Here is a 15,437-nt window from a genome sequence, read left to right on the forward strand (position 1 = left end):
GTTTCCCACACCTAGGGTGGCTTGCATGACGCCGCGAGATGCAGCAGACGACAACCCCGGCAACGAGCCGCACGACAGCCGCTGGTCCGACCTGGACCGCCCGCCCCTGAACGCCGGTTCGCTGCGGCGCGGCCTGGTGCGGGCGGGCGGGCTGTGGTCCGAGGTGGACGTGGTGGGGAGCACCGGCTCCACCAACACGGACCTGGTGGCCCGGGCCGCCGCGGGGAAGGCGGCCGAGGGAGCCGTCCTGGTCGCCGAGGAGCAGACCTCCGCCCGGGGCCGCCTGGACCGCCGGTGGACGGCGCCGCCCCGCTCCGGCCTGTTCTTCTCGGTGCTGCTGCGGCCCGGTGAGGTGGACGTGGCCCGCTGGGGCTGGCTGCCGCTGCTCACCGGCGTCGCGGTGGCCACGGGCCTGTCCCGGGCCGCCGGGGTCGACACGGCGCTGAAGTGGCCGAACGACCTGCTGGTGACCTCCCCCAAGCACTCCGGCAAGCTCCGTGCAGGGGGGACCCCCATCGGCGAGGAACGCAAGGCCGGCGGCATCCTGGCCGAGCGGGCCGGCGCGGACGCGGTGGTCATCGGCATCGGCATCAACGTCTCGCTGCGGCAGGACGAACTCCCGGTCCCGCAGGCCGGCTCCCTCGCGCTCGCCGGAGCCGTGAGCACCGACCGCGATCCGCTGCTGCGGTCGGTCCTCCGCTCCCTGGAGGACTGGTACGGCCGGTGGCGGGCGGTGGGAGGCGACGCGGCCGCGAGCGGTCTCCAGGAGACGTACGCGGCGGGCTGTGCGACGCTCGGCCGGATGGTCCGGGCGGAACTGCCGGGCGACCGGTCGGTGGTCGGGGAAGCCGTCGCGGTGGACGGGGACGGCCGTCTGGTCATCGCCACCGAGGAGGGTGTGCAGGAGCCGGTCGGCGCGGGCGACATCGTGCATCTGCGCCCCGCGTGAACCGTCCGGCGGGGGCGTGCGGGATGCCCGCCGCGGCCGTGCGCGGTCACGGTGGGCGCGGGCGCCGGTCCGCGGTCCCCGCACCCGGTGACGCCGGTGCGGGTGCCGGAACAGCGCCGGTCAGCTCCACCCCGGGCCGCACACGCGGCTCCGCTCTCGGCGGAACCTGACGGAGTGAGCTGGCGCACACCTGCCGTAGAGTTGAGGCCGGTCGATACCTGACCGTGGCAGATCGGAAGGGCAGCAGGCGTGACCGTCGACGACACGGGCTCCGGCGCGGACGCGGACGGCCCGGAGGAGCCTCCGCCATTCTCGTCCTCGCACGAGCAGGAGGACCCGGACGCCGCCGACTCCGGCGCACACCCTCTCGCGCTGCGCCTCGAACAGCTCATCCTGGGCGCGGAGCGGCGCTACACCCCGTTCCAGGCGGCCCGCAGCGCCGGCGTCTCCATGGAGCTGGCCTCACGCTTCTGGCGGGCCATGGGCTTCGCGGACATAGGCCAGGCCAGGGCGCTCACGGAGGCCGACGTGCTGGCCCTGCGGCGGCTCGCGGGTCTGGTCGAGGCGGGGCTGCTCAGCGAGGCCATGGCGGTGCAGGTGGCCCGGTCCACCGGGCAGACCACCGCCCGTCTGGCCGAATGGCAGATGGACTCCTTCCTGGAGGGCCTGACCGAGTCGCCCGAGCCCGGTATGACCCGCACGGAGGTGACGTACCCGATCGTCGAGCTGCTGCTGCCCGAGCTGGAGGAGTTCCTGGTCTACGTCTGGCGCCGCCAGCTCGCCGCCTCGGCCGGCCGGGTCGTGCAGGCCGCCGACGACGAGGAGATGGTCGACCGGCGGCTGGCCGTGGGCTTCGCGGACCTCGTCGGCTTCACCCGGCTGACCCGCCGCATGGAGGAGGAGGAGCTCGGCGAGCTCGTCGAGGCGTTCGAGACGACCTCGGCCGACCTCGTGGCCGCGCGCGGCGGACGGCTCATCAAGACGCTCGGCGACGAGGTGCTGTACGCCGCCGACGACGCCGGCACGGCGGCGGACATCGCGCTGCGGCTGGTCGAGACGATGGCCCACGACGAGACGATGCCGGAGCTGCGCGTGGGCATGGCGTTCGGCACGGTCACCACCCGTATGGGCGATGTGTTCGGCACCACCGTCAACCTCGCCTCCCGGCTCACCTCGATAGCTCCGCGCGACGCCGTCCTGGTGGACAGCGCCTTCGCCGAGGAGCTGATCCGCACCGGGGACGCCCCGGCGTCCGAGGCGGAGGCGGCCGAGGCCGCGGCGACGGCGGAGAAGGAGGGCGAGGAGCCGCCGGTGTACCGGTTCGCCCTTCAGCCGATGTGGCAGCGCCCGGTGCGCGGTCTGGGCGTGGTCGAGCCCTGGCTGCTCACCCGGCGCAACGGCGGGCCCGCGTAACCGACTGTCGCGGCCCGGTTCAGCGGGCGGGTCCGGCCCCGACGCACAGCCCGATGATCGGCAGACACAGGCCGCCGCTTCCGCCGGAGGGCGGGGCCGGGGGCTGCGTGCTCCGGCTCGGGGTCGGTGCGGGGTGCGGAGCCGGGGCCGGGGCCGTGGTGGCGGACGGCCGTGGCGCGTCCGCGGTGGGATCCGGGTGTTCCGGCGGGTCCGCGTCCTCGAGGTCCTCGGGAGGCGCCGAGGGAACGGTCGTGGTCTCCGGGAGCGCCGAGGGCCCCGCCGCGGCCGCCGGGGACGGGGGCGCCGTCGGCACGGCGCCCGACTCCGCGACCGGTGCGGCGCTCACCCCGCCCAGGGCGACGTCCGCCGAGGGCGCGGCGCTCGTACGGGGCGCGGTGGAGGCGCCGGTGGGGGTTCCGGCGGAGCGGCCGGAGCCGTTGCCCTGGATCGCGTGGGGCTCCGCCTCGGCGGTGCCCGGACCGCCGAGCCCGGACTCGGGCGCCAGCCGTACGAGGCTCAGCACACCGGCGGCCACCGCGAGCCCTCCGGCGGCCAGCAGCGCCCTGCGGGGCCGGCGCCTGCGGTGCCGCCCGCGGGCGCCGGGGCCCCACTGCGCGCGGGCGGTCTCCTCCGCGGCGTCGCCGCCGCCCCCGCCCGTCCCGTCTATGCCTGTCTTGTCGTCGTTGTCGTTGTTGTCGGCGGATTGCCGGACTGTGGCCGTGTGCGTCGTCATCGCCGTCCTCCCCGATGCGCTCGCGCCCCCCGATGCGCCATGGCGGACGCACGTTATGCGCTCTCCTGGGGGTTCGGCGGGAGTTGGGCGGGGATGTCACTCGAACGGGGTGCCGGGTCTCGACAACGGGGCCGCGCCTGTAACCCGTCCGCCCTTCCCCCGGCGCGGGCCCTGCTGCGATGATCGGGCCTGGTTTCTTGTTAACCCACGTTAACCAGGAGGGTGTCATGACCGAGGAGCGGTTCGGCGAGTTCGTGCTGGTGCGGCGGCACGAGTACGTCGCGGAGCTCGTCCTGGACCGGCCCAAGGCGATGAACGCCGTGTCCACGGACATGGCGCGGTCGATCGCCACGGCCTGTGCGGCGCTCGCCGCCGACCGGGACGCGCGCGTGGTCGTCCTGACGTCCTCGCACGAGCGGGCGTTCTGCGTCGGGGCCGACCTGAAGGAGCGCAACTCCTTCAGCGACGCCGACCTGGTGCGCCAGCGCCCGGTCGCACGCGGGGCGTACACCGGCGTGCTGGAGTTGCCCATGCCGACGATCGCCGCGGTGCACGGGTTCGCACTCGGCGGCGGCTTCGAGCTGGCCCTGTCCTGCGATGTGATCGTGGCCGACCGTACGGCCGTGGTGGGGCTGCCGGAGGTCTCGGTGGGGGTGATCCCCGGCGGCGGCGGTACGCAGCTGCTGCCCCGGCGGGTGGGTGCCGCCCGGGCCGCCGAGCTGGTCTTCACGGCGCGCCGGCTGGAGGCGCCGGAGGCGGCCGAGCTGGGCCTCGTGGACCGGCTGGTGGACGAGGGCCGTGACCGCGAGGAGGCCCTGGAGCTGGCCTCCCGGATGGCGGCGAACTCTCCGATCGGGTTGCGCGCCGCCAAGCGCGCGCTGCGACTCGGCCACGGCCTCGACCTCCGGGCCGGCCTGGAGGTCGAGGACGCGGCCTGGCGCTCGGTCGCCTTCTCGGCGGACCGCGCGGAGGGAGTGGCGGCCTTCAACGAGAAGCGCCGTCCCCAGTGGCCGGGGGAGTGACCACCCCCTGACGAGAGGGACCGGTCCGGGAGCCGCCGGCCCCGGAGGAGGCCGCTGTATCCGCGAACCCCGGCCGGCTTGCCCCCCCCGCCCCCGCCCCCGTCCCCGCCGCTCGCCGCGCCCGCCGGACCGCCCGACCGTCGCGGTCGGCGGGTGGGCGGCGACCGCCCGGCCCCCCGGGCCGGAAGCCGTCGGCCCCGCGCCTGTGGGGCCCAGCGGCGCCGCCGGTTGCCGGGCGGCGGCCGGGGTTGCCGTCAGGTCCGTACCACGGGAGCCGCCGGTCCCGGTGTGTCTTCACGTGGGCCAATGTCTCGATTCGGGCGAAACATCCCTAGCCTGGGGTGATGGGCGAGAACAGGCGGCTGGCGGCCGTGGTGGCGTTGGCGCAGGGGATGGCCGCGGCGCAGACCTCGCGTGAGTCGTGGCGGGCGGCCGCGCTCGGTGCGTGCCGGGCGCTGGAGGGGAGTTTCGCCGCGCTCTCGGTATGGGAGCGCGAGCACGGCCGGCTGCGGGTCCTGGTGAACGTGGGGGACCGGGCCCCGGAGGAGCGGGAGTTCCCGGAGGCCGAGGCCTATCCGGTGCACCAGTTCCCGGAGATCACCGAGTTCCTGCACGAGCGGTGGGCCTCGGGCGGTGAACCAGACGCCTGGGTGGAGACCGCCGACGGCGCGGCCGCGGGCCACCCCGGCTACAGCCACCAGCGCGTGGCCGCGCTGCGCCGGCGCGGGCGCGGCTGCTGCGTGGTCGCGCCGATCGTGCAGCACGGACGCGCCTGGGGCGAGCTCTACGTCGCCCGCCCGGTCGGCCTCCCCCTCTTCGGCCGCTCCGACGCCGACTTCGCCACCGTGCTGGCCGCCGTGGTCGCCGCCGGGCTCTCCCAGAGCGAGCGGCTGGAGGAGGCCCGCAGGCTGGCGTTCACGGACGCGCTGACCGGGCTCGCCAACCGCCGTGCCGTCGACGTGATGCTCGACGAGGCGATCGAGCGGCACCGGCTGGACGGGGTCGCCGTCAGCCTCGTCGTCTGCGACCTCAACGGGCTCAAGCAGGTCAACGACACCCTCGGTCACGCCGTCGGCGACCGGCTCCTCGAACGGTTCGGCTCCGTGCTGTCGCTGTGCGGCGCGATGGTGCAGGGCGCGCTCGTGGCACGGCTCGGCGGCGACGAGTTCTGCCTGGTCGCGGTCGGGCCGCCGGCCGACGAGGTGATCAAGGCGGCCGACGAGCTGTGCCGGCGCGCGGCCGAGCTGGAGCTGGGCGAGGGCGTCGCCTGCGGGGTCGCCTCGACCGAGCACGCGATCGGGCCGGTACCGTCGGCCCGGCGGCTGTTCCGGCTCGCCGACGCCGCCCAGTACCGGGCGAAGGCGCTGCGCGCCGACCGGCCCGTGGTCGCGGGTCGTGAGGGCCCGTGGGACCCGGTCGTCCGCCTCGCCGACGCGCCCCCGCCCGTACCGGAGGCCCCGGCGGAGCGGCGCCGCTTCCGGGGTCGCAGGCCCTGACCGGCGCCGGGCATCCCGGCCGCGCGCTGTAAGAGTCACTCCCGGCATCCACTAGTGACATCTTCGCATTCACTGCGTACGCTCCTGAATATGGATATGCATACTGTGGTGGTGGGGACGTCGGGGGTCACCGCGTCCGACGTTCTCGCGGTGGCACGCGGCGGCGCCCGTGTCGAGCTCTCCGAGGAGACGGTGGCGGCCCTGGCGGCGGCGCGGGAGATCGTGGACGCGCTGGCGGCCAAGCCCGAACCCGTCTACGGCGTCAGCACCGGCTTCGGCGCCCTGGCGACCCGGCACATCAGCCAGGAGCTGCGCACCCAGCTCCAGCGCAACATCGTCCGCTCGCACGCCGCCGGCCTGGGCCCGGCGGTCGAGCGCGAGGTCGTGCGGGCGCTGATGTTCCTGCGCCTGAAGACCGTGTGCTCCGGGTACACCGGCGTGCGCCCCGAGGTCGCGCAGACCATGGCCGACGTGCTCAACGCCGGCATCACCCCGGTCGTGCACGAGTACGGTTCCCTCGGCTGCTCCGGCGACCTCGCCCCGCTGTCCCACTGCGCTCTCGCCCTCATGGGCGAAGGCGACGCGGAGGGCCCCGACGGCGTCGTACGCCCGGCCGGCGAGCTGCTCGCCGAGCACGGCATCCAGCCCGTCGAGCTGCGCGAGAAGGAGGGCCTGGCCCTCCTCAACGGCACCGACGGCATGCTCGGCATGCTGATCATGGCCCTCGCCGACCTCGACACCCTGTACAAGTCCGCGGACATCACCGCCGCCCTCAGCCTGGAGGCGCTGCTCGGCACGGACAAGGTCCTCGCCCCCGAGCTGCACGCCATCCGCCCGCACCCGGGACAGGGCGCCTCCGCCGCCAACATGCTGGCCGTGCTCAAGGGCTCCGGCCTCACCGGGCACCACCAGGGCGACGCGCCCCGCGTGCAGGACGCCTACTCCGTGCGCTGCGCCCCGCAGGTCGCCGGTGCCGGCCGTGACACCCTCGCGCACGCCCGCCTGGTCGCCGAGCGCGAACTGGCCTCCGCCGTCGACAACCCCGTCGTGCTGCCCGACGGCCGGGTGGAGTCCAACGGCAACTTCCACGGCGCCCCGGTCGCCTACGTGCTGGACTTCCTCGCCATCGCCGCCGCCGACCTCGGCTCCATCGCCGAGCGCCGTACCGACCGGCTGCTCGACAAGAACCGCAGCCACGGTCTGCCGCCGTTCCTCGCCGACGACGCCGGTGTCGACTCGGGCCTGATGATCGCTCAGTACACGCAGGCCGCGCTGGTCAGCGAGATGAAGCGGCTCGCCGTACCGGCCTCCGCCGACTCCATCCCGTCCTCCGCCATGCAGGAGGACCACGTCTCCATGGGCTGGTCGGCGGCGCGCAAGCTGCGGACGGCCGTCGGCAACCTGAACCGGATCATCGCGATCGAGCTCTACGCCGCCGCGCGCGCCGTGGAACTGCGCGAGGGCCTGACGCCGGCTCCGGCGAGCCGGGCGGTCATCGACGCCGCCCGCGAGGCGGGGGTCGGCGGACCGGGCCCGGACCGCTTCCTCGCGCCCGACCTCGCCGCCGCGGACGCCTTCGTGCGGGACGGCGGCCTCCTCGCGGCGGCCGAGACCGTCACCGGCCCGCTGCAGTAGGACGGCGGGCCGGAGCCCAAGTCGGTGGAGCGCCGGGCGGGTTCAGAAGCCCAGGCGCTCCCGGCGCACGGAGTAGACCACGAAACCGGCGCCCAGTATGAGGAGCGAGGTGCCGCCGACGACGTAGGGGGTCGTGTCGATGCTTCCGGTGTCGGCGAGTTCGGTCCCGCCGCCGGTGGGCGCGTCCTCCTGGACGTCGGACACCTGCGCCGCCGCGGCGGGTCGCCCCTGCTCCGTGACCTGGGCCGTCGGCGGCGCCGGGTCCGCCCCTCTCGCCGGAGTGCCCACCGAGGCGTCCGCGGAGGGGACGAACCACAGGGCGCCCAGCAGGGTGCCGGCGGCGGTGGCGGTCAGCAACGTACGGCGAGCGGATGACACGGAATATCGATCCCCTTGTGGCGCTGGTGAATTGGCCGTGTGGGGCGATGTTAGTGAACGTCGCGGGTCACGGGAAAGTCACGGGAGGTTTGAGCCGTACGCTCCGTCCATGAGCACTCCAGAGACTTCACGTTTTGTCCGCGTCAGCGTCGAGCTCGTCGTCGAGATCGAGGACGCGGAAGCAGTCATCGCCGCGGCCCGCAGCCGGATCGCCGAACACGCCGAGGACGGCGAGCTGGACCCCGCGGAGCGGGCGCACGCCGAGGGAGCTGTGACGGAGGACACCGCCGAGGCCCTGGCGTACCTGGTCGATCCGTTCGACCTGGTGGGCGAGGTACCGGGGGTCGAACTCCAGCAGGCCTCCTGGTCGAGCGAACGCATCGACTACGACCCCGATTCGCCGGACTGGGAGTTCGACGAGGATGATGTCGACGGGGACGACGAGGAAGTGGACGCCGCGGGTCACTCCGGCTGACGTCGCACGGGTCACATCGGCGACCCCGGGCGCAACCGGCGCCCGGGGTTTCGTCGTCTCACGCAACGCGCAGGCCGGGCCGCGCACCGTCCGCTGCGGCGGACGTGGCGAGTTCCACACCTCACGACGTGGGAAATGGGACGAAACGGTCGTAGCGTTGAGTGCTCGCGACGGGGGACTCGAGGTGTTTTGGGACTCGCCAACGATGGAGAAGCGTGTGATGACGAACAGTAAGCGGCGCAGGCGCCTGACGGCCGCGTCCGCACTGCTCGGCGGTGTACTGGTGCTCACGGCCTGTTCCGGCGGCAGCGACGCGGCCGACGGCGGTGGGGACTCCTCGCGGGCCAAGGCCGACAAGGCCGCGGCTGAGGAGTCGTCGGAGGCCCAGATCAAGATCACACCAGCGGACGGCTCCGACAACGCCTCGATCAACAACTCCGCTGCCGTCACCGTGGCCAAGGGCACGTTGACGAAGGTGACCATGACGACCACCGACGGCAAGGCCGTCGAGGGGCAGATATCAGCCGACAAGACGAGCTGGAAGCCCAGTGCCCAGCTCGAGCGGGCCACCACCTACAAGGTGGCCGCGACCGCCACGGACGCCAAGGGCCGCGACGCCCACGAGAACGGCTCCTTCACCACGGTCGCCCCCGCGCACAGCTTCATCGGCTCGTTCACGCCGGACAACGGCACCACCGTGGGTGTCGGCATGCCCGTGTCGATCAACTTCGACAAGGCGATCACGAACAAGGCGGATGTCGAGAAGGGCATCACCGTCACCTCCTCCAGCGGTCAGGAGGTCGCCTGCCACTGGTTCGGCGTCCAGCGGATGGACTGCCGTCCCGAGCACTACTGGCAGGAGAACTCCACCGTCACGCTGAAGCTCGATCTCGACGGCGTCGAGGGCGCCCAGGGTGTCTTCGGCGTGCAGCAGAAGACGGTCACCTTCAACATCGGCCGCAACCAGGTCTCCTACGTCGACGCCAAGACCAAGCAGATGAGGGTCACGCGGGACGGCAAGACCGTCAAGACCATCCCGATCTCCGCCGGCTCCCCCGAGAACACCACCTACGAGGGCGCGATGGTGATCTCCGAGAAGTTCCAGCAGACCCGGATGAACGGCGCCACGGTCGGCTTCACCGACGACGACGGCAAGGGCGAGTACGACATCAAGGACGTGCCGCACGCCATGCGTCTGACCAACTCCGGCACCTTCATCCACGGCAACTACTGGGGCGGACCGGGCGTCTTCGGCAACGTCAACACCAGCCACGGCTGTGTGGGCCTGCAGGACAAGAAGGGCGCCAACGACCCGAACACCCCGGGCGCGTGGTTCTTCAACAACTCGATCGTCGGTGACGTCGTCGTCGTCCAGAACACCGGCGACAAGACCGTCGCCCCGGACAACGGCCTCAACGGCTGGAACCTGAGCTGGGCTCAGTGGAAGGCCGGTTCGCCCGCCTGACGACCGCTCGGCCTCCCCAAGACCGGTGCCGCCCCTCGGGGTTGCACCGGTCTTCTCATGCTTCTCTCAGCGCGGCCTCAAGTCCTCATCAGGGTGCGCCCCTACCGTCGGCCGCATGTTCTTCACCTACCTGAGGCGCGAGCTGCGCCGCCGTCGAAAGGCGGCTCTCGTCGTCGCCTCCGGCCTCGCGCTGGGCATCGCGCTGGTCATCGTGGTCAACTCCGTGTCCAGCGGCATGAGCAGGGCGCAGGACAAGGTCCTGCAGTCGCTGTACGGGCTGGGCACGGACATGACCGTCAGCAAGGCCGCCACGCCGACGTCCGGCGACGCGCGCCCGCGCTTCAAGTTCGACGCCCAGGAGAACGGCGACAAGAACGACCAGAGCAGCGACCGGGTCATGGCGCAAGGCTTCACCACCCTGCCCGCCTCCACGGTCGACAAGGTGGCGGACCAGCGGGGCGTCTCCTCCGCGGTCGGCGGGCTCAGCCTCAACGTGGTGAGGATCAACGGCCAGTTCACCCGAGGCCAGTTCAAGCAGGACGGCGAGGGCGGGCAGACGCGCGGCGCGCCCGGCTCCGGGCCGCAGGGCCGGGTCATGGGCGGCGGCGCCGACTTCGACGTCAACCAGTACACGGTCTACGGCACCGACGTGACCCACCCGGAGCTCGGCCCGCTGACCTCCTCGAAGATCACCGACGGCCGCACCTTCAAGACCGTTGAGACCGATGCCAAGGTCGTCGTCGCCGACTCGGCGTACGCCAAGGAGAAGAAGCTCAAGGTCGGCGGCAGCGTCACCATCAAGAAGGTCAAGTACGAGGTGATCGGCATCGCCACCGCGAGCAGCGGGGACGCGGCGGCCAACCTGTACATCCCGCTGAAGCAGGCGCAGACCCTCAGCGGCGACAAGGACAAGGTCACCACGATCTACGTCAAGGCGACCGACTCCCAGCAGATAGACGCCGTCAAGAGCGCCATCCAGAAGAACGTCCCGGACACCACGGTCACCACCTCCGCCGACCTGGCCAAGACCGTCTCCGGCTCCCTGTCCACCGCCTCCGACCTGGCCACCAGCGTCGGCAAGTGGCTGTCCATCGCGGTGCTCGTGGCCGCCTTCCTCGTCGCCGGACTGCTGACCTCCTCGGCGGTCTCCCGGCGGGTGCGCGAGTTCGGCACGCTCAAGGCGCTGGGCTGGAAGTCGGGCCGGGTGACCCGGCAGGTGGTCGGCGAGGCCGTCGTCAACGGACTGGTCGGCGGTGTTCTCGGCATCGCTCTCGGCCTGGCGGGCGCCTATGCGGTGACCGCGATCAGCCCGACGCTCCAGGCGCAGCTCGGCGGCTCGGGCGGCGGGGCCGGCGGTCCGGGCGGCGAGGGCGTCTTCCGCGCCGGCGGCCTCGGCGGCCCCGGCCGGCAGGCCGCGAAGTCCCTGGAGGTCGCGCTCACCGCGCCGGTCAGCCTCACCACCATCGTCCTCGCGGTCGGCCTCGCCGTGGCCGGTGGCCTGATCGCCGGCGCGTTCGGCGGCTGGCGGGCCTCCCGGCTGCGTCCGGCGGACGCCCTGCGGCGCGTCGAGTAGCGCGCCGCCCTCCGCGAACCGCCGGGCCATCGGCCCTCTTCTCCCCGCATCCCAGGAGTTGCTTCCCCCATGTACGAACTCACCGGCGTCACCAAGCACTACACCCGGGGCAAGGAGGTCGTCCGAGCCCTCGACGAGGTCGACCTGACCATCGGCGACGGCGACCGGCTGGTCATCCAGGGCCCCACCGGCGGCGGCAAGTCGACGCTGCTGCAGATGCTGGGCGGCCTGGACCGGCCCACCTCCGGCCAGGTCGTCCTCGACGGCACCGACCTGGCGAAGCTGCCCGAGGCCCGGCTGACCCGGGTGCGCAGCGAGAGCATCGGCTTCGTCTTCCAGTCCTTCAACCTGATCCCGACGCTGACCGCGCAGGAGAACGTCGAGACCGCCCTCGTCCCGCTCGGCATCAAGGCCGCCGAACGGCGCGAACGGGCCGCCGAGGCACTGGAGTCGGTCGGGCTCGGCGAGCGGCTCGGACACCTGCCGTCCGAGATGTCCGGCGGCCAGCAGCAGCGCGTCGCCATCGCCCGCGCCCTGGTCAAGCAGCCGAAGGTGCTGCTCGCCGACGAGCCCACCGGAAACCTCGACGAGTCCATGCGCGACGAGATCATGGACGTACTCGAACGCATGTGGAAGGAGCACGGGTTGACGTTCGTCATGGTCACCCACGACTCCGCCATCGCGAGGAAGGCCCCCCGCGTGGCGACCATCCGCAAGGGGCGCATCACTGTCAAGGAGAACGCGGGGGCCTGAACGGGAGGGAAACGAGAGGAACCGACCGCACCCCGCCATTGAGCGCGTGATCACCCCCCGGCATACTTCCTCTTCCGGGGGGTGGGGGTGTAGCGCACTTGTGCGAGCCTTCCCCCGGTCGAGTGGACAGGGAATCCGCTCGACACTCCGTTTCCAGGGGGAGTTTTGCGCAGACAAGTGAAAAGAGCGGGCGTGGCCGCGGTCGCCGCGGCGGCAGCCGTCGCCCTCGCCGCGGGTATGACCAGCCCCGCGTCGGCGCGGCCCGAGCACCGCGCCGCCAACGCCGCCGGGCCCGCGGCCCACCGCACCATCACTCTCATCACCGGCGACCGGGTCACCGTGGACGCCAAGGGCCGCGTGATCGGCCTGCACCGGGCCGAGGGCCGCGAGCAGATACCCGTGCAGGTCCGCCGAATGGGCGGACGCACCCTCGTCGTACCGGCCGATGCGTCCCGCCTGATCGCCTCCGGCAAGCTGGACCAACGCCTTTTCGACATCACCGAGTTGAACAAGTCCGCCACCCGCAGGTCGTTCAAGGACGGACTGAAGGTCATCGTCGGCTACCAGGGCGCGGCCACCGCCGCCCGGGCCGACGTCCGCGAGGCCGGCACCCTGCGCCGGGCCCTGAAGGCGCTGAACGCCGACGCGGTGCAGACCCCCGTCAAGGACACGCCCGAGCTGTGGGAGGCGCTCACCGACGGCGACCGGACCAGTGCCGGCATCGCGCACATCTGGCTCGACGGCGTCCGCAAGGTCACCCTCGACAAGTCCGTGCCGCAGATCGGCGCGCCGACGGCGTGGCAGTCCGGCTACACCGGCAAGGGCGTGAAGATCGCCGTTCTGGACACCGGTGTCGACGCCACCCACGCGGATCTGAAGTCCCAGGTGGTGGCGGCCAAGAACTTCACCACCAGCAACAGCACGGCCGACCGGGTCGGCCACGGCACCCATGTCGCCTCCATCGCGGCGGGCACCGGCGCCAAGTCGGGCGGCAAGTACAAGGGTGTGGCGCCCGGCGCCAAGATCCTCAACGGCAAGGTCCTCGACGACGAGGGCTACGGCGACGACTCCGGCATCCTGGCCGGCATGGAGTGGGCGGCCCAGCAGGGCGCCGACATCGTCAACCTCAGCCTCGGCGGCGAGGACACCCCGGGTGTCGACCCGCTGGAGGCGGAAGTCGACAAGCTCTCCGCCGAGAAGGGCATCCTCTTCGCGATCGCCGCGGGCAACGAGGGCCCCGAGTCGGTCGGTTCGCCCGGCAGCGCCGACTCCGCCATCACCGTCGGCGCGGTCGACAAGAAGAACCGTCTCGCCGACTTCTCCTCCACCGGCCCGCGGGTGGGCGACGGCGCCATCAAGCCCGACGTCACCGCGCCGGGCGTGGCCATCACCGCCGCCGCGGCCAAGGGCAGCCTGATCGCCAAGGAGGTCGGCGAGAGCCCGGCCGGCTACCTGACCATCGACGGCACCTCGATGGCTACCCCGCACGTCGCCGGTGCCGCCGCGCTCCTCAAGCAGCAGCACCCCGACTGGGGTTACGCCGAACTGAAGGGCGCGCTGACCGGCTCCGCCAAGGGCGGTCCGTACACCCCCTTCGAGCAGGGCGCCGGCCGTATCGCCGTCGACAAGGCGATCAAGCAGACCGTGATCGCCGACCCGGTCTCGGTGAGCTTCGGCATCCAGTCCTGGCCGCACACGGACGACGAGCCGGTCACCAAGCAGCTGACCTACCGCAACCTCGGCACCGAGGACGTCACGCTCAGCCTGGCCATGACGGCCACCGACCCCAAGGGCCGGCCGGTCCCGGACGGCTTCTTCACGCTCGGCGCGACGGAGGTGACGGTCCCGGCCGGCGACAAGGCCTCCGTCGACCTGACCGTGAACACCCGGCTGGGCGGCACTCTGGACGGCGGGTACTCGGCGTACGTGACGGCGACCGGCGGCGGGCAGAGCGTCCGTACGGCCGCGGCCGTGCAGCGCGAGGTCGAGTCGTACGACGTCACCGTCAAGCACATCGGCCGGGACGGCAAGCCCACCGCCGCCCACGACACGATCCTGTACGGCTACACCGGCCGCGGCGCCTGGCGCACCTACCGGGTGCCGGACGGCGCAGGTACGACGACCGTGCGCGTGCCCAAGGGCACCTACGTGCTGGACGCCTGGATCGCGAAGGACCTGACCACCTTCAAGGGCGGTCTGGACTGGCTGGTCCAGCCGAAGCTGAGCGTCACCGGGAACGTCACGGTCACGGTCGACGCCCGGAAGGCCAAGCCGGCCGACATCACCGTGCCGGACAAGACCGCACGGCAGCACGGCGCGACGATCGGCTACTCCTACGACCCGGCGATGTACGACGTCGCCATGCCCCTCGGCTCGTGGTCCCAGCTGCGCACCGGTTCCATCGGCGGCGACGTCAGCGGGCTCAGCCAGGTCTGGAGCGGCCAGTGGACCAAGGGCTCGTCGGCCGAGTACGACGTGGTGACCACCGCGAAGGTCAAGCGGTTCCAGGGCGGCAAGGTGCGCCACTACGCGGCACGTGAGCTGGCCACGGTGAAGAACTCCCTCGGCGCGGGTGCCTCCGGCAAGACCGGCGCCGTCACGCCCTTGGCCCTCACCGGCGACGGCCTCGTCATGGCGGACACCATCGAGCAGAAGCTGCCGGGCACCCGGACGCTGTACCTGTCGACGGGCAACGGCGTCTACTGGTTCCTCTACGCGGAGCAGTTCCGAGGCCACGACAAGCAGAACCAGCCGATCAGTGAGGCGCTGTACACGCCCGACGACGTCAAGGCCTACAAGGGCGGCAAGACCTACACCAACACCTTCAACAGGGCGGTTTTCGGTCCCCACCTGAACCACGACTACGGCGTCTTCCGTTACAGGAACGAGCTCTACGGCTCCCTGCCGCTGTTCGCCGACTCCGGGGCGCACGGGGGCTACTCGACGTTCACCTTGGTGCAGACGACCCTGTACCGCAACGGCAAGAAGGTCGCGTCCAACCACGACCCGCTGTTCGGCGAGTCCTTCGACGTCACGGCCGGTGACGCCCAGTACCGGCTGACGACCTCGGTCAAGCGCAGCGCGAAGGTCGCGGGCGCCTCCACCCGCGTCGACGCGAGCTGGACGTTCCGCTCCAAGAAGCCGTCCGGCTCGTCCGAGGTCCGGCTGCCGGCCTCCACGCTCCGCTTCAAGGCCACCACCGGCCTGGACAACCGTGTCGCGGCGGGCAGGACGGCCACCTTCCCGGTCACCGTCGAGGGTGCCGCCGCGGGCAAGAACCTCAAGTCGCTGAGCGTCTGGGTGTCCTACAACGACGGCAAGACCTGGAAGAAGGTCACCGTCAAGAAGGGCAAGATCACGGTCAAGAACCCGGCGAAGGGCAAGGCCGTCTCGTACAAGGCCAAGATCACCGACAAGAAGGGCAATGTGTCCACGGTCGCGATCTACGGTGCGTACCGCGGCAAGTGAGCCGGTGTCGAGGGCCCGTGAGGGCTCTTGACGGATGAGCGGCCCGCTGGAAGCACGGCTTCCGGCGGGCCGTTCCC

12 protein-coding genes are annotated in these 15,437 nt (G+C 72.3%); 10 read left to right on the forward strand and 2 right to left on the reverse strand.

Going from position 1 to position 15,437, the window contains the following annotated elements; all coding sequences use genetic code 11:
• Window positions 1-25: 25 nt before the first annotated feature.
• Window positions 26-949, forward strand: a complete 924-nt coding sequence (locus tag OIE49_RS22340) for a biotin--[acetyl-CoA-carboxylase] ligase (RefSeq protein ID WP_326803821.1) — start codon at window positions 26-28, stop codon at window positions 947-949.
• Window positions 950-1,198: 249 nt separating this feature from the next.
• Entirely contained in the window at window positions 1,199-2,362 is a 1,164-nt protein-coding gene (locus OIE49_RS22345; RefSeq protein ID WP_326803822.1) for an adenylate/guanylate cyclase domain-containing protein, read from the forward strand.
• A gap of 19 nt (window positions 2,363-2,381) precedes the next feature.
• Here the strand turns inward: OIE49_RS22345 and OIE49_RS22350 are convergent, their stop codons facing one another.
• Window positions 2,382-3,095 (reverse strand): hypothetical protein, encoded by a 714-nt coding sequence (locus OIE49_RS22350; protein WP_326803823.1) that lies wholly within the window; start codon window positions 3,093-3,095, stop codon window positions 2,382-2,384.
• Between the two features lie 227 nt (window positions 3,096-3,322).
• Between OIE49_RS22350 and OIE49_RS22355 the strand changes: the two genes are divergently transcribed.
• The 3 genes from OIE49_RS22355 (at window position 3,323) to hutH (ending at window position 7,248) form a co-directional block, all read left to right on the forward strand.
• The gene (locus tag OIE49_RS22355) at window positions 3,323-4,117 is read left to right on the forward strand and encodes an enoyl-CoA hydratase/isomerase family protein (RefSeq protein ID WP_326803824.1); all 795 of its coding nucleotides are present in this window, start codon (window positions 3,323-3,325) and stop codon (window positions 4,115-4,117) included.
• Between the two features lie 344 nt (window positions 4,118-4,461).
• Window positions 4,462-5,613 (forward strand): GGDEF domain-containing protein, encoded by a 1,152-nt coding sequence (locus OIE49_RS22360; RefSeq protein WP_326803825.1) that lies wholly within the window; start codon window positions 4,462-4,464, stop codon window positions 5,611-5,613.
• 96 nt (window positions 5,614-5,709) lie between these two features.
• Complete coding sequence (hutH, locus tag OIE49_RS22365) at window positions 5,710-7,248, forward strand: histidine ammonia-lyase (RefSeq protein WP_326806303.1); 1,539 nt, start codon at window positions 5,710-5,712, stop codon at window positions 7,246-7,248.
• 42 nt (window positions 7,249-7,290) lie between these two features.
• Here the strand turns inward: hutH and OIE49_RS22370 are convergent, their stop codons facing one another.
• Window positions 7,291-7,626 carry an LPXTG cell wall anchor domain-containing protein gene (locus OIE49_RS22370; protein WP_100569931.1) on the reverse strand — a complete coding sequence of 112 codons (336 nt, stop codon included), beginning with the start codon at window positions 7,624-7,626 and terminating at the stop codon, window positions 7,291-7,293.
• 109 nt (window positions 7,627-7,735) lie between these two features.
• Between OIE49_RS22370 and OIE49_RS22375 the strand changes: the two genes are divergently transcribed.
• The 5 genes from OIE49_RS22375 to OIE49_RS22395 all read left to right on the forward strand — a co-directional run bounded on the left by OIE49_RS22375 (window position 7,736) and on the right by OIE49_RS22395 (window position 15,360).
• Entirely contained in the window at window positions 7,736-8,101 is a 366-nt protein-coding gene (locus OIE49_RS22375; RefSeq protein ID WP_234375647.1) for a hypothetical protein, read from the forward strand.
• A 220-nt stretch (window positions 8,102-8,321) separates the two neighbouring features.
• Window positions 8,322-9,566 (forward strand): L,D-transpeptidase, encoded by a 1,245-nt coding sequence (locus OIE49_RS22380; RefSeq protein WP_326803826.1) that lies wholly within the window; start codon window positions 8,322-8,324, stop codon window positions 9,564-9,566.
• Window positions 9,567-9,681: 115 nt separating this feature from the next.
• Complete coding sequence (locus tag OIE49_RS22385; protein WP_326803827.1) at window positions 9,682-11,139, forward strand: ABC transporter permease; 1,458 nt, start codon at window positions 9,682-9,684, stop codon at window positions 11,137-11,139.
• Between the two features lie 69 nt (window positions 11,140-11,208).
• The gene (locus OIE49_RS22390; protein ID WP_326803828.1) at window positions 11,209-11,892 is read left to right on the forward strand and encodes an ABC transporter ATP-binding protein; all 684 of its coding nucleotides are present in this window, start codon (window positions 11,209-11,211) and stop codon (window positions 11,890-11,892) included.
• 237 nt (window positions 11,893-12,129) lie between these two features.
• Window positions 12,130-15,360, forward strand: a complete 3,231-nt coding sequence (locus OIE49_RS22395; RefSeq protein WP_326806304.1) for a S8 family peptidase — start codon at window positions 12,130-12,132, stop codon at window positions 15,358-15,360.
• Window positions 15,361-15,437: the final 77 nt, after the last annotated feature.

The sequence above is a fragment of the Streptomyces sp. NBC_01788 genome, assembly GCF_035917575.1.
GTDB lineage: Bacteria > Actinomycetota > Actinomycetes > Streptomycetales > Streptomycetaceae > Streptomyces.

Excerpts from the sequence above, each read along its gene's own strand:
- OIE49_RS22340 (WP_326803821.1), top strand. The coding sequence starts at position 26 with ATGACGCCGCGAGATGCAGCAGACGACAACCCCGGCAACGAGCCGCAC.
- OIE49_RS22350 (WP_326803823.1), bottom strand. The coding sequence starts at position 3,095 with ATGACGACGCACACGGCCACAGTCCGGCAATCCGCCGACAACAACGAC.
- OIE49_RS22355 (WP_326803824.1), top strand. The coding sequence starts at position 3,323 with ATGACCGAGGAGCGGTTCGGCGAGTTCGTGCTGGTGCGGCGGCACGAG.
- OIE49_RS22360 (WP_326803825.1), top strand. The coding sequence starts at position 4,462 with ATGGGCGAGAACAGGCGGCTGGCGGCCGTGGTGGCGTTGGCGCAGGGG.
- hutH (WP_326806303.1), top strand. The coding sequence starts at position 5,710 with ATGCATACTGTGGTGGTGGGGACGTCGGGGGTCACCGCGTCCGACGTT.
- OIE49_RS22375 (WP_234375647.1), top strand. The coding sequence starts at position 7,736 with ATGAGCACTCCAGAGACTTCACGTTTTGTCCGCGTCAGCGTCGAGCTC.
- OIE49_RS22380 (WP_326803826.1), top strand. The coding sequence starts at position 8,322 with ATGACGAACAGTAAGCGGCGCAGGCGCCTGACGGCCGCGTCCGCACTG.
- OIE49_RS22385 (WP_326803827.1), top strand. The coding sequence starts at position 9,682 with ATGTTCTTCACCTACCTGAGGCGCGAGCTGCGCCGCCGTCGAAAGGCG.
- OIE49_RS22390 (WP_326803828.1), top strand. The coding sequence starts at position 11,209 with ATGTACGAACTCACCGGCGTCACCAAGCACTACACCCGGGGCAAGGAG.
- OIE49_RS22395 (WP_326806304.1), top strand. The coding sequence starts at position 12,130 with ATGACCAGCCCCGCGTCGGCGCGGCCCGAGCACCGCGCCGCCAACGCC.